Genomic DNA, 12,861 nt, shown 5'->3' with positions numbered 1-12,861 from the left:
TCCATGCCTGATTCACGTTCCTGGCTGGCGCGCCCCTTCACGGAGCGCTCCACCCAGATCTTCCTCGCGGTGCTGACGCTGTCGGTGCTCGCGATCACGCTGCTGCATGTGCTGCTGCCCGAGGGGCATCCGCTGCATGTCAGCACCTTCACCGTCACCCTGCTGGGCAAGTACCTGTGCTATGCGCTGCTGGCGGTCGCGGTGGATCTCGTCTGGGGCTACCTGGGCATTCTCAGCCTGGGCCACGGCGCCTTCTTCGCGCTGGGCGGTTACGCCATGGGCATGTATCTGATGCGCGAGATCGGTGACCGCGGCGTCTATGGCAATCCGGAACTGCCGGACTTCATGGTCTTTCTCAACTGGCAGGAGCTGCCGTGGTTCTGGCAGGGCTTCGACATGCCGGCCTTCGCCTTCCTGATGGTGCTGCTGGCGCCGGGGCTGCTGGCGCTGGTGTTCGGCTTCCTCGCCTTCCGCTCCCGCGTCACCGGTGTCTATCTCTCGATCATCACCCAGGCGCTGACCTTCGCCTTGATGCTGGCGTTCTTCCGCAACGAGATGGGCTTCGGTGGCAACAACGGCCTGACCGACTTCAAGGACATTCTCGGCTTCGATCTGCGCACGGATGCGGTGCGCATCGCGCTGTTCATCGCCAGTGGCGTGGCGCTGGGGCTCGGCTATCTGCTGTGTCGTGGCATCGTCGGCTCCAAGCTGGGGCGGCTGAGCATCGCCTGTCGCGACGCCGAGGCGCGCACGCGCTTTCTGGGTTACCGCGTCGAACGTGTCCAGCTGTTCATCTTCGTGGTCTCGGCGATGCTGGCCGGGGTCGCGGGTGCGCTGTACGTGCCGCAGGTCGGCATCATCAATCCCGGCGAGTTCTCGCCGCTGTTCTCCATCGAGGTGGTGGTGTGGGTGGCGCTCGGTGGCCGCGCGACGCTCTACGGCGCCGTGCTGGGCGCGCTGATCGTCAACTACGCCAAGACGGTATTCACCGGCATCATGCCGGACGCCTGGCTGTTCGCCCTTGGTGGTCTGTTCGTGCTGGTCACCGTGCTGTTGCCCAAGGGCATCGCTGGCCTGTTCGCCCAGCGTGGCTGGGGCAGACGCTCGCAGTCGTCCAACGCGAAGAGCGAACCGCCGTCCGAATCGGCATCCGGTTCCCGTCCCATCGAGGAGGCCACCGCATGAGCCTGTTGAAAGAGATGGCCACGCGTGACCGCGTGTTCGACTTCCTGACTCCGCGCATCTCGCCGGTGGACGTGACCCACGGGCCGATCCTCTATCTGGAGGATGTCAGTGTCAGCTTCGATGGCTTCAAGGCGATCAATGACCTCAACCTGACCATCGACGATGGCGAGCTGCGCTGCATCATCGGCCCCAATGGCGCGGGCAAGACCACGATGATGGACATCATCACCGGCAAGACGCGCCCCGACAGTGGCTCGGTGTGGTTCGGCAGCCGGCACGATCTGCTGCGCATGAGTGAGCCCGAGATCGCCACCCTGGGCATCGGGCGCAAGTTCCAGAAGCCCACCGTCTTCGAGGCGCTCAGCGTGTTCGAGAATCTCGAACTGGCCATGGCCACCGACAAGCGCATCTTTCCGACGCTGGCCGCGCGCATGAGCGGTGAGACCCGCGCCAGGATCGAGGAAGTGCTCGAGACGATTCACCTCAAGGAGTGGCATGCGCGCGAGGCGGGCATCCTGTCCCACGGCCAGAAGCAGTGGCTGGAGATCGGCATGCTGCTGATGCAGAAGCCGCGGCTGCTGCTGGTCGACGAGCCGGTGGCCGGCATGACCGAGCAGGAGATGGAGCGCACCGCGGAGCTGCTGACCAGCTTGGCGGGACGCCAGTCGGTGGTGGTGGTCGAGCACGACATGGGCTTCGTGCGCTCCATCGCGCGCAAGGTCACGGTGTTGCATCAGGGCGCGGTATTGGCGGAAGGCAGCATGGATGCGGTATCGAGCGACCCGAAAGTCGTCGAGGTCTACCTGGGAGAGAGTGACGGATGACGCAAGCGCTGAACACCAAGGCACCGATGCCGGGCGGCGAGTCGCCGCTGCTGACCATCGACACGCTCAACCAGTTCTATGGGGAAAGCCATACGCTGTGGGACCTGACGCTGGAGATTCCCGTTGGGCAATGCACCTGCGTGATGGGCCGCAACGGCGTCGGCAAGACCACGCTGATGAAATGCATCATGGGCGAGGAGAGCGTCCGTGACGGCAAGCTTCTGTACCGCGCCGATGGCGATGCCAGTGGTAGCGATTCCGGTCGCGATGTCAGTAGCAATGAGCCGCTTGATCTGACGCGGCGCAAGCTCGAGGAGCGCGCCCGCCTGGGGGTCGGCTACGTCCCCCAGGGGCGGCAGATCTTCCCGATGATGACGGTGGAAGAGAATCTGCGCACCGGGCTTGCCGTGCGCCGCGATGGTCTGCGCCAGATTCCCGAGCGCATCTATGAGCTGTTTCCCGTGCTCAAGGAGATGCGTCACCGCCGCGGGGGCGACCTGTCCGGTGGTCAGCAGCAACAGCTCGCCATCGGTCGCGCGCTGGTGATCGAACCGCGCCTGTTGATTCTCGATGAGCCCGGTGAGGGCATCCAGCCCAACATCGTCGCCCAGATAGGCGAGGTCATCCGCCGCCTGATCAAGGAAGACGGCCTGACGGTACTGCTGGTCGAGCAGAAGCTGCCCTTCGCGCGCAAGTACGCTGATCGCTTCGTGATCATGGATCGCGGCCGGCGGGTAGCCGAAGGCGATATCGCGGCGCTGTCCGATGAACTGATCAAGCAGCACCTGACCGTATGACGATCCGGTGCGTGATTCCCGCTGACGGCGCGACGGATGCCGTGCGCAGTGAGGCCAATGCCTCCGGCCACCGCTTCGATGACCAGCGCCAGTGGCAGGCCTCGCTGGCGCTGCGGTTCGAGGCTGATGCGCGCGACACCAGTGATGGCGGGCGCGTCATCACCCGCCTGACGCGTCGCCGTCATCACGGCCCGCTGCGCGTGCAGCGGCCCTTCTACCCCGAAGGCCGCCACGGCTGCTGCCACGTCTATCTGCTGCATCCTCCGGGTGGGCTGGTCAGCGGCGATGCGCTGCAGATCGAGGCCGAGGTGGAGGAGGGCGCGCATGTGCTGTTGACCACACCGGCGGCGGCCAAGCTCTACAAGGCCGACCGCAACGGCGTGGCCTGGGGCCAGCATACGCATCTCAAGGTCGCCGATGGGGCCACCCTGGAATGGCTGCCTCAGGAGACGCTGGCCTTCAATGGCTCGCGTGGCGAACAGACCACCACCCTCGAGCTTGCCGGCTCTGCGCGCTGTCTGGGCTGGGAAGTGCTGGCACTGGGCCGCCCGGTCGGCGAGCTGCCCTTCGTCAGCGGTCATCTCGAACAACGCTTCCGCCTGACCCGCGACGGCAAGCCAGTGTGGATCGAGCGTCAGTCGCTGGACCCGCTGCATCCGCGCTTCACCGGGCGCTGGGGGCAGGGCGGTTGCAGTGTGCAGTCGACGCTGTGGGCGGTCGGGCTCGAGGATGAAGCGGCGGCCATCGAGGCGCTGCGTGAGGCGTTGCCGGCTTCCCCGCGCTGGGCGGTGACCCGCCGCGAAGGCGTATTGCTGCTGCGCTATCTGGGCCATGAACGCAACGAGGCCTGGGCGCTGTGCCAGCAGGCATGGCAGCTCCTGCGCCCACTGATGACGGGGCTTGAGGCACAGGTACCACGTATCTGGCTGACCTGATCTCGAGAGACCCCACTGAATGACAACCACAAGAGCCACGACATGGAACTGACGCCAAGAGACAAGGACAAGCTGTTGCTGTTCACCGCAGCGCTGCTGGCGGAACGCCGCAAGGCCAAGGGCCTCAAGCTCAACTACCCGGAATCCATCGCGTTGATCAGCGCCGAGGTTCTGGAAGGCGCACGCGAAGGCTTGAGCGTGGCCGAGCTGATGGGGCGCGGTGCGGAGGTGCTGACCCGTGACGACGTGATGGAAGGCATCGCCGAGATGATTCCCGAGGTGCAGGTCGAGGCGACCTTCCCGGACGGCACCAAGCTGGTGACTGTTCACAACCCCATCGTGTGAGGCGAGCAATCATGATTCCCGGTGAATATCTGGTGGCGGACGGCGAGATCTCTCTCTGCGAGGACCGCCTGCGCACCACGCTCTCGGTCGGCAATACCGGCGACCGACCGATCCAGATCGGCTCGCACTATCACTTTGCCGAGGCCAATCCGGCGCTGGTGTTTGATCGCGAGGCCGCCCTCGGGCAGCGCCTGGACATTGCCGCCGGCACGGCGATTCGCTTCGAGCCGGGGCAGACGCGTGATGTCACGCTGATCCCCTTCGCCGGCAGTCGTCATATCTATGGCTTCCGCGGCGAGGTGATGGGACAGCTCAAGGATGACGGCAGTGTCGAGCGTTGAGCGAGCGACGCTCCTTCCGGCAAGACGTCAGGCAATGGCGCTGACAGGCATTCAGTTCGGAGCTCACTTGGCGACTGCAGTTCAGAAATTGCGGCTTAGCAACTGCAGCTCAGAAGCTTTGGCTTAGAAGCTGTGGCTCAGGGATCAAGAGGCAACCCATGAAGATAACGCGACAGGCCTATGCCGACATGTACGGCCCGACCACCGGGGACCGCGTGCGTCTGGGCGATACGGCGCTGTGGATCGAGGTGGAGAAGGATTTCACCCACTACGGGGAAGAAGTGAAGTTCGGCGGTGGCAAGGTGATCCGCGATGGCATGGGTCAGAGCCAGCGCGCCGATGACAGCGTGATGGATACCGTGATCACCAATGCGCTGATTCTGGACTGGTGGGGCATCGTCAAGGCGGATGTCGGTCTCAAGACTGGGCGCATCGCAGCCATCGGCAAGGCGGGCAACCCCGACACCCAGCCCGATGTGGATATCGTGATCGGCCCGGGCACCGAGATCATCGCCGGTGAGGGCAAGATTCTCACCGCCGGTGGCGTCGATCCGCACATCCACTTCATCTGCCCTCAGCAGGTGGAAGAGGCGCTGATGAGCGGCATCACCACCATGCTCGGCGGCGGCACCGGGCCTGCCACCGGCACCAATGCCACTACCTGTACGCCGGGGCCGTGGCATATTGGCAAGATGCTGCAGGCGGTGGATAGCCTGCCGATGAACATCGGCTTTCTCGGCAAGGGCAATGCCTCGTTGCCACAGGGGCTGGAGCAGCAGATCGAGGCCGGCGTGATCGGCCTCAAGCTGCATGAGGACTGGGGCACGTCGCCGGCCTCCATCGACAACTGTCTGACCGTCGCCGATGCCCATGACGTGCAGGTGGCGATCCATACCGACACCCTGAACGAGTCGGGCTTCGTTGAGGATACCCTGGCGGCCTTCAAGGACCGCTGCATCCACACCTTCCACACCGAAGGTGCCGGTGGCGGCCATGCCCCGGACATTATCACCGCCTGCTCGCGGCCCAACGTGCTGCCGTCATCCACCAACCCGACGCGTCCCTACACCGTCAACACGGTGGATGAGCACCTCGACATGCTGATGGTCTGCCACCACCTGGACCCGAGCATCCCCGAGGACGTCGCCTTCGCCGATTCGCGCATTCGCCGCGAGACCATCGCCGCCGAGGACATCCTGCATGATCTGGGTGTCATCTCGATGATGTCCTCGGATTCCCAGGCGATGGGCCGTGTGGGCGAGGTGATCTGTCGTACCTGGCAGACGGCGCACAAGATGCGCGAACAGCGCGGCCTGCTGGCAGAGGACAGCGAGCGCGGCACCGACAACTTCCGCGCGCGTCGCTATATCGCCAAGTACACCATCAACTCGGCTATCACCCACGGTATCGCCCACGAGGTCGGCTCCATTGAAGTCGGCAAGCTGGCGGACCTGGTGCTGTGGTCTCCGGCGTTCTTCGGCGTCAAACCGGCCTGCATCCTCAAGGGCGGCATGATTGCTGCCGCACCCATGGGCGACCCGAATGCCTCGATTCCTACACCGCAACCGGTGCATTACCGCCCGATGTTCGGCGCCTTCGGCAAGGCGGCCAGCGCCACGCGCTTGACCTTCGTCTCCCAGGCGGCACTCAAGGCGGGTGTTGGGGAAGCGCTCGGGCTCGACAGCCCGCTGTCCGCCTGCCGCGACGTACGTCAGGTGCGCAAGTGCGACATGAAACTCAATGACGCCTGCCCGGAGCTCAAGGTTGACCCCGAGACCTACGAAGTCTTCGCCGACGGTGAGCTGCTGACCTGTGAGCCTGCTAGCGAGCTGCCGCTGGCCCAGCGCTATCACCTGTTCTGAAGGCCTGTTTCAAGTGCCTGTTCTGACTCCCTATTCGAGATCGACGCCATGATGGAATTGATACATCGCCTGCCAGACGCCAGTGGATCAGGCGACCCAGCGAGCGCTCACACCGATGCCGAGCCCCTCGACACCCTGACCCTGCCGCTGGAACTGCGCATCCGCGGGCGCCTGCGAGCCACCACCGACGGCGGGCGCGAGGTCGGCCTGTTTCTGGATCGCGGCCCGGTACTGCGTGACGGAGATAGGCTAGCCTCGCGCGAGGGCGAGGTGATCCTCATCCGCGCTGCAGATGAGCCAGTAGTGACTGCCCACATCGCCGCCGGGCGCCCGATGGCCGCGCTCTGCTATCACCTGGGCAATCGCCATGTGCAGCTCGCCATCGGCATGCAGACGCCTGACCCTGGCGGTAGTGAAGGAAAGGACGAAGCAAAGGGTGAAGCAGAGAGTGCAATCGGCTGGGTGCGCTTCCCGCCGGATCACGTGCTGGAAGAGCTGGCCGAGCGACTGGGCGCGACTCTTACCCATCACGAGGCGCCTTTTGACCCTGAGCCGGGCGCCTATGCCCAGGCGGGGCAGGGGCATGCTCATTCTCACGGCCATACCCATGAGCACAGCCACGGCCATTCTCACAACCACGCTCATGAGCACACGCATGAGCACTGATGCTATGGCGGGCCTGCCGGCGCAGGAGGATCTGGCGCTGCTGGGGCTGTTGCAGCTGGTGAGTCCGGCCTTGCCCATCGGCGCCTTTGCCTGGTCTCAGGGGTTGGAGAGTGCCTTCGAGCTTGGCTGGGTCACTCAGGAGCAGGAGCTTGGCGAGTGGATCGACGGCGTGCTGGAAGACGGGCTTGGCCGTTGCGAGCTGCCACTGTTGGTGCGTCTGCAGCAGGCGTGGGCCGAGGGGGATGCACCGGCGCTCGACGAGTGGGATGGCTGGCTCAAGGCGACCCGTGAAACCGCCGAACTCAGCGATGAGGACGCGCGACTCGGGGCGGCGCTGCTGCGCCTGCTCAGAAGTCTCGAGCTCGAGCCACCAGTCGCGCTGATGCCGCAGTCACCCGGCTACGTGACGGTGTTTGCCTGGGTGGCGCACCAGCGTGGGGTGCCGCCGCGTCAGACCTTGATCGGCTTCGCCTGGGCCTGGCTCGAGAATCAGCTGGCGGTGGCCTGCAAGGCCATGCCGCTGGGGCACACCGCCGCCCAACGCCTGACCGAGCAGCTGCGCCCCCGCGTGGTGGAAATCGTCGCGCAGGCGCTTGAGCGTATGGATGGTGAGCTTGGTCCGATATTGCCGGGGCTGGCGCTCGCCTCCGCCCAGCACGAAACACAATATTCCCGTCTGTTCAGGAGTTGAGCCAAGGCCGCCTGTCTTGAGGCGGCGGCGCCTGAACCGACCGACATGAACGTCTGATATCTCACGAGAAAGGAAGCTGCCATGAAGCATTGTCTACGCGTAGGAGTGGGTGGGCCGGTGGGCTCCGGCAAGACGGCGCTGCTGCGCCAACTGTGTCTGGCCCTGCGCGATCATTACGACATCGGGGTGGTCACCAATGACATCTACACCCGCGAAGATGCCGATTTCCTGTTGCGCCATGAAGCGCTGGACGCGGACCGTATCCTCGGGGTCGAGACCGGCGGCTGCCCGCATACCGCGATTCGCGAGGATGCCTCGATGAACCTGGCGGCCATCGATGATCTGCAGGCCCGCCATCCGGACATGGAGCTGGTGCTGGTGGAATCCGGTGGCGACAACCTGTCCGCGACCTTCAGCCCCGAGCTTTCCGATCTCACCCTCTATGTGATCGATGTCTCGGCAGGCGACAAGATTCCGCGCAAGGGCGGGCCGGGCATCACCAAGTCGGACCTTCTGATCATCAACAAGATCGACATCGCCGAGCAGGTGCATGCCTCGCTCGAGGTGATGGATCGCGATTCGCGCAAGATGCGTGGCGAGCGGCCCTTCGTGTTCGCCAATCTGTATGACGGTGTCGGGCTGGAAGAGATCATCGCCTTCATTCTGGATCGCGGCATGCTGCCGGAGCGTCGCCCGCAAAAGCTGGCGGCACAGGCCTGACCGTACAGCGTTTTCTGCCGCTGGCTTAGGATTCATTGTCTCCCGGCATTCGTCTCACCACGGGTGTCGGGGGGATTCATCATCATCTTGTTCAGGAATGACACATGAAGCGTTCTCACCCCGCACTGCTTGCCACCTCGCTGCTGCTGGTGGCGACCTCGGCCTCTGCCCACCCCGGCCATGATGCCCAGGGGCTGATGGCGGGCCTGTCGCATCCCTTTACCGGGCTGGACCACCTGCTGGCCATGCTGGCCATCGGCATCTGGAGTGTGCGTCAGTCGCGGGCCTTGACGCTTGCCACGCCGCTGTTGATGGGCTTCGGCATGCTGGCGGGGGCGGGCATCGCGCTGCTCAGTGGTGGGCAGGCGCTGCATGCGCTGATCGCCGAGCAGGGCATTCTGCTCTCGGTGCTGGCCTCCGGTGCGCTGGTGGCAATGCTGCTGCGTCTGACCACCCTGGCTGGCGCCGTGATGGTCGCCGGCTTCATGGCCTGTCACGGCTTCGCCCATGCGCTGGAAATGCCGGCGGCTGGCAGCGCCGCGGGCTACATGGCGGGCTTCGTGGTCGCGACGCTGGCCCTGGCGTTGCTGGGCCGTGCAATCGGCCAGCTCCTGATGGGTGTGCCCGCCATTGCTTCACGTCTAGTGGGTGGGGCGGTGATGGCCTCTGCCGTGATCATGGCGGTCTAGGAAGATTTCAGGTTGAGGGAATTCATGACGATGACATGAGCTCTCGCATTGGATTCATTGCGCTATCGACGCCCCGCTGACCTGTCAGCGGGGCGTTTTTTGCTTTTTGGAGGAAGGGGGTAAGGGATTGCCTTATAGAAATGTTATAACGTATCATTTTGGGGTCGAGTGGATGATGGCGCATTCCTCGACCTTCCGCGCAATCGTGCTTGCTGATGCAAGCCCTCTGTCAAGGGCTCTGACAAGGGCTCTGACAAGGGCTCTGACAAGGGCTCTGTGAGACAAGCCCTCATGGGCGTCATGCAGCACCTGATTCGGCGTGATGCCCCCTCATGAATCCAAGGCAATGACTGATGACAACTCTGCAATCGACTTCCTCTCCTGACAGGCCCGATTCACTGCCTCCGGCGCTGCCAGTCACTGTGCTGTCCGGCTTTCTGGGTGCCGGCAAGACGACGCTGCTCAATCACATCCTTGCCAACCGCGAAGGGCGTCGAGTGGCGGTGATCGTCAATGACATGAGCGAGGTCAACATCGATGCTGCCATGGTGCGTGGCGCACCCGGTGCGGACAACGAGGTGACGCTCAATCGTGCCGAGGAGCAGCTGGTCGAGATGAGCAACGGCTGCATCTGCTGCACGCTGCGTGAGGACCTGCTCATCGAGGTACGGCGACTGGCCGAGGAAGGGCGCTTTGATTGCCTGGTGATCGAATCCACCGGCATTTCCGAGCCGCTGCCGGTGGCGGAAACCTTCACCTTCGAGGACGAGGACGGCCAGTGCCTCTCCAGTGTCGCGCGTCTCGACACCATGGTCACCATCGTGGATGGCGCCAACTTCCTCACTCAGTATCGCGAGGCGCAGTCACTGGCGGAAGCGGGGGAAAGCCTCGGCGAAGACGATGAGCGCAATGTCGCCGACCTGCTGGTCGATCAGATCGAATTCTGTGATGTGCTGTTGATCAGCAAGTCGGACCTGCTCGATGCCTCGCAGCTGGATGAGCTGAGCGCGGTGCTGCGCTCGCTCAACCCGGAGGCCGAGATTATGTCCATGACGAAGGGCGCCGTGCCGCTTAACAAGGTGCTGGACACTGGCCGCTTCAGCTTCGATCGCGCGCAACAGGCATCGGGCTGGCTGAAGGAGATGCGCGGCGAGCACATGCCGGAGACCGAGGAATATGGCATCTCGAGCTTCTCCTACCATGCGCGCGTGCCGTTCCATCCCGAGAAATTCCACCAGTTGCTCCACGGAGACTGGTTCGGTGGCAAGCTGCTGCGCTCCAAGGGCTTCTTCTGGCTTGCCACGCGGCCGCAGTTTGCCGGGCAGTGGAACCAGGCCGGTGGCATCGCCCACTACGGGTTCGGCGGCATGTTCTGGAAGGCGGTACCGAAGGTCGAATGGCCCGAAGACCCCGAGTATCTGGCGTCGATCCAGGAAAAGTGGCAGGAGCCGTTCGGTGACATGCGCCAGGAGCTGGTGTTCATCGGTCAGAATCTGGATGAGGCCCGTATCCGCCAAGCGCTGGATGAGTGCCTGCTCGATGACGCCACGCTGCTGGCGGGCAAGGAAGCCTGGCGTGGTCTGCCAGACCCGTTCCCCGCCTGGGAATGAACGACGGCGCGAAAGTCCCTGATCTGCTGACACTCGCCAAGACCCCCCACTGATCCGCGATCAGTGGGGGGTTCTGTTTCTACGTTCCTTGCAGAGATGGCCTTCCCGTTAAAGGCCGGCTGCCCATGCACGTCGGTTCCCCCGGTGGGTCATGGAGTCAACTCATGACGGCTTGGCTGAGCGCTACGTCGCTTGAGCGATACCCAGAGGGGGAATGTCAGGGCAGAAGCGATGCAGAAAGTGCCAAGCCATTGAAGGGGCCCGAATGACTCGCCCATCCACACAAAACCCAGCACCGTTGCCGTCAACGGGCTGAAGATACCCAGCAGTGATGCGGAAAAGGCGGGCAATCGCTGGATGCCGGCAAACCAGAGGCCATAACCGAGCACTCCACCCGGCAGGATCAGGTAGCCATAGCCCAGCAGATGTTGCAGCTCGAGATTGGTCGGTATGCCTTCCGACCAGGCGGCCAGGGGCAGCAGCAACATTCCACCGAAGATCAATTGCCAGCCCGTCAGGCTCAATTGACTGACGTCGGGCGGACGTTGCCAGCGTTTGCTGAGTACGATGCCGGCGGCCATCGAGACAGCACCGAGCAGTGCGATCCCGACCCCTGTCATGTCCAGCCCACCTTGGCCGGGATTGAGCAGCAGCACCACTCCGACCATGCCCAGTCCACACTGCATTGTGGCTGTCATGCTGAAGCCTGTCCCCAGCCACCAGCGGCTCAGCAGTAGAACCCACACCGACTGACTTGCCAGCAGCAAGGCGGCCATGCTGCCGGGGATGCGGTAGGCAGCGGCAAACAGGCAGGTAAAGAAGAGTCCGATATTGAGAGTGCCCAGCACCATGGCTTTCACCCACCACCCTCCCGACAAGGTCTGTCGAGTCCAGAGCAGAATCAGCAGTCCCGCGGGAAGGGCGCGAATGGTGGCTGCGGTGAGTGGGGTGTCGGCAGGGAGAAGGGTCTGTGTCACCAGGTAAGTACTTCCCCATATGATCGGGGCCGTGGCGGTCATGGCGAGAACCTTCAGGTGTGAAGATAGCATATTTGTCTCTCCTTGAAGTATCTTTCTTGAAAGATAGATGTGAGAGTACTCGCAAATCCGCCGTCATCAAAGTATCTTTTTGGAAAGATAACTGGGAGGTTTCATGATGACGGATGCCGTGGATCGCATTCTTGCGCAGTGGGAGGAGGCTCGCCCCGATCTGGATTGTCGGCCGATGGGCATATTCGGGCGTATCAGTCGGGCAGGTCGCGTGTTTGGCTCGAGGATGGAGCAGGTATTCGAGAAGGAGGGCCTGTCGACTGTCGAGTTCGACATCCTGGCGACGCTGCGACGTTCGCAGGCGCCATTGACCCCGACTCAGCTGTATCAGACGTTGATGCTCTCTTCCGGTGCCATGAGCACGCGGATAGATCAGCTGGTGAAGCGAGGGTTGTTGCAGCGCCAGGCCAGTGATGAGGATCGGCGCAGCAATCGTGTCGCGCTGACGGAAGCAGGGCGTCGTCTGATCGACACCACTCTGGAAGCGCATGTCGAGAATCAGCAACGGATGGCGAGTGCGCTGGACAGCGATGAACAACATCAGCTTGCCTGTCTGCTGCGCAAGCTGATGACTGATGAACAACGCTAGCTATCATGCAGCACCCATCGGGCCTCTGTATGGGCATGCACCAGCTCACCCTCGAGCAGACGCTTCGCTGCTGGTCTGTGAGACAAGACGTGTGACAAGGCGTGAGATGCGTGCCGCTGCACTGCTCAGGGCAAACAGCAGGGTGGCCAGGCACACGATGGTGGGGCCGGTGGGGGTATCCAGCCAGTAAGCTGCCTGCAGTCCGCCGGTGGTGGAGACTTCGCCGATGATGGCGGCGGCTATAGTCATCAGCTCCGGGGTGTGACAGAAGCGGCGCTCAATGGCCAGAATCTGATGTTCGTCGAAGACGCCGCACGCAGGTTGATCAATGGCCTGGCGATCTCAGACGGCGAGGCACATGTCCACGTGCGGCATATCGAAAGTCTTCATCCGCACGACGCCGTGGCCTGGGGGCGTCGTGACTGAGTGACGCCGTGGCTGAGTGATGCCCAGTCGCGCTCTTGCCTGGCGCTCAAGTCGCGTTCTCCAGCCTCACTCGCCCGTTATGCCCTTTTTCGAGACGTTGGCGTCTCTGGCCCGCATGCAAGCCCTGCCGAG

At 63.5% G+C, this 12,861-nt stretch carries 16 protein-coding genes; 14 read left to right on the top strand and 2 right to left on the bottom strand.

Annotated elements, in window-relative coordinates; all coding sequences use genetic code 11:
• The first annotated feature begins 3 nt into the window (after positions 1-3).
• The 12 genes from urtC to zigA all read left to right on the top strand — a co-directional run bounded on the left by urtC (position 4) and on the right by zigA (position 10,665).
• Positions 4-1,185, top strand: coding sequence for an urea ABC transporter permease subunit UrtC (gene urtC / locus U0O11_RS11200; protein WP_324690055.1), 1,182 nt, complete (start codon positions 4-6; stop codon positions 1,183-1,185).
• A complete protein-coding gene (gene urtD / locus U0O11_RS11195; protein WP_175089551.1) occupies positions 1,182-2,009 on the top strand; it encodes an urea ABC transporter ATP-binding protein UrtD in 828 nt (275 codons plus the stop codon). The genes urtC and urtD overlap by 4 nt, the downstream gene beginning before the upstream one ends.
• A gap of 47 nt (positions 2,010-2,056) precedes the next feature.
• Positions 2,057-2,806 carry an urea ABC transporter ATP-binding subunit UrtE gene (gene urtE / locus U0O11_RS11190; protein ID WP_324692522.1) on the top strand — a complete coding sequence of 250 codons (750 nt, stop codon included), beginning with the start codon at positions 2,057-2,059 and terminating at the stop codon, positions 2,804-2,806.
• An 11-nt stretch (positions 2,807-2,817) separates the two neighbouring features.
• Positions 2,818-3,741: an urease accessory protein UreD gene (locus U0O11_RS11185; protein ID WP_442872628.1), complete on the top strand. Its 924-nt coding sequence runs from the start codon at positions 2,818-2,820 to the stop codon at positions 3,739-3,741.
• Positions 3,742-3,783: 42 nt separating this feature from the next.
• The gene (ureA, locus tag U0O11_RS11180; protein WP_324690052.1) at positions 3,784-4,086 is read left to right on the top strand and encodes an urease subunit gamma; all 303 of its coding nucleotides are present in this window, start codon (positions 3,784-3,786) and stop codon (positions 4,084-4,086) included.
• An 11-nt stretch (positions 4,087-4,097) separates the two neighbouring features.
• Positions 4,098-4,427, top strand: a complete 330-nt coding sequence (locus U0O11_RS11175) for an urease subunit beta (protein ID WP_107336426.1) — start codon at positions 4,098-4,100, stop codon at positions 4,425-4,427.
• A gap of 158 nt (positions 4,428-4,585) precedes the next feature.
• Positions 4,586-6,289, top strand: a complete 1,704-nt coding sequence (gene ureC / locus U0O11_RS11170; RefSeq protein ID WP_324690049.1) for an urease subunit alpha — start codon at positions 4,586-4,588, stop codon at positions 6,287-6,289.
• Positions 6,290-6,337: 48 nt separating this feature from the next.
• Positions 6,338-6,955 (top strand): urease accessory protein UreE, encoded by a 618-nt coding sequence (locus U0O11_RS11165; RefSeq protein ID WP_324690047.1) that lies wholly within the window; start codon positions 6,338-6,340, stop codon positions 6,953-6,955.
• Positions 6,945-7,646: an urease accessory protein UreF gene (locus U0O11_RS11160; RefSeq protein ID WP_324690045.1), complete on the top strand. Its 702-nt coding sequence runs from the start codon at positions 6,945-6,947 to the stop codon at positions 7,644-7,646. The genes U0O11_RS11165 and U0O11_RS11160 overlap by 11 nt, the downstream gene beginning before the upstream one ends.
• 81 nt (positions 7,647-7,727) lie before the next feature.
• Complete coding sequence (gene ureG, locus U0O11_RS11155) at positions 7,728-8,366, top strand: urease accessory protein UreG (RefSeq protein ID WP_175089557.1); 639 nt, start codon at positions 7,728-7,730, stop codon at positions 8,364-8,366.
• A gap of 104 nt (positions 8,367-8,470) precedes the next feature.
• Positions 8,471-9,055, top strand: a complete 585-nt coding sequence (locus tag U0O11_RS11150) for a HupE/UreJ family protein (RefSeq protein WP_324690041.1) — start codon at positions 8,471-8,473, stop codon at positions 9,053-9,055.
• Positions 9,056-9,408: 353 nt separating this feature from the next.
• A complete protein-coding gene (gene zigA / locus U0O11_RS11145; RefSeq protein ID WP_324690039.1) occupies positions 9,409-10,665 on the top strand; it encodes a zinc metallochaperone GTPase ZigA in 1,257 nt (418 codons plus the stop codon).
• A gap of 149 nt (positions 10,666-10,814) precedes the next feature.
• On the opposite strand, the gene U0O11_RS11140 is transcribed toward zigA, so the two are convergent.
• On the bottom strand, positions 10,815-11,714 hold the full coding sequence (locus tag U0O11_RS11140; protein WP_324690037.1) for an EamA family transporter: 900 nt from the start codon (positions 11,712-11,714) through the stop codon (positions 10,815-10,817).
• 103 nt (positions 11,715-11,817) lie between these two features.
• On the opposite strand from U0O11_RS11140, the gene U0O11_RS11135 reads away from it, so the two are divergent.
• Complete coding sequence (locus U0O11_RS11135) at positions 11,818-12,303, top strand: MarR family winged helix-turn-helix transcriptional regulator (protein ID WP_324690035.1); 486 nt, start codon at positions 11,818-11,820, stop codon at positions 12,301-12,303.
• Between the two features lie 45 nt (positions 12,304-12,348).
• On the opposite strand, the gene U0O11_RS11130 is transcribed toward U0O11_RS11135, so the two are convergent.
• Positions 12,349-12,552 (bottom strand): metal ABC transporter permease, encoded by a 204-nt coding sequence (locus U0O11_RS11130; protein ID WP_324690034.1) that lies wholly within the window; start codon positions 12,550-12,552, stop codon positions 12,349-12,351.
• 45 nt (positions 12,553-12,597) lie between these two features.
• On the opposite strand from U0O11_RS11130, the gene U0O11_RS11125 reads away from it, so the two are divergent.
• Positions 12,598-12,729, top strand: a complete 132-nt coding sequence (locus U0O11_RS11125) for a GTP cyclohydrolase, FolE2/MptA family (RefSeq protein ID WP_324692521.1) — start codon at positions 12,598-12,600, stop codon at positions 12,727-12,729.
• Positions 12,730-12,861 lie beyond the last annotated feature (132 nt).

The organism is Cobetia sp. D5, assembly GCF_035666195.1.
In the GTDB taxonomy this organism is placed as follows: domain Bacteria; phylum Pseudomonadota; class Gammaproteobacteria; order Pseudomonadales; family Halomonadaceae; genus Cobetia; species Cobetia amphilecti.
The sequence above is the reverse complement of the archived record's forward strand: the minus strand, read 5'-3'. Positions and strand labels throughout refer to the sequence as shown.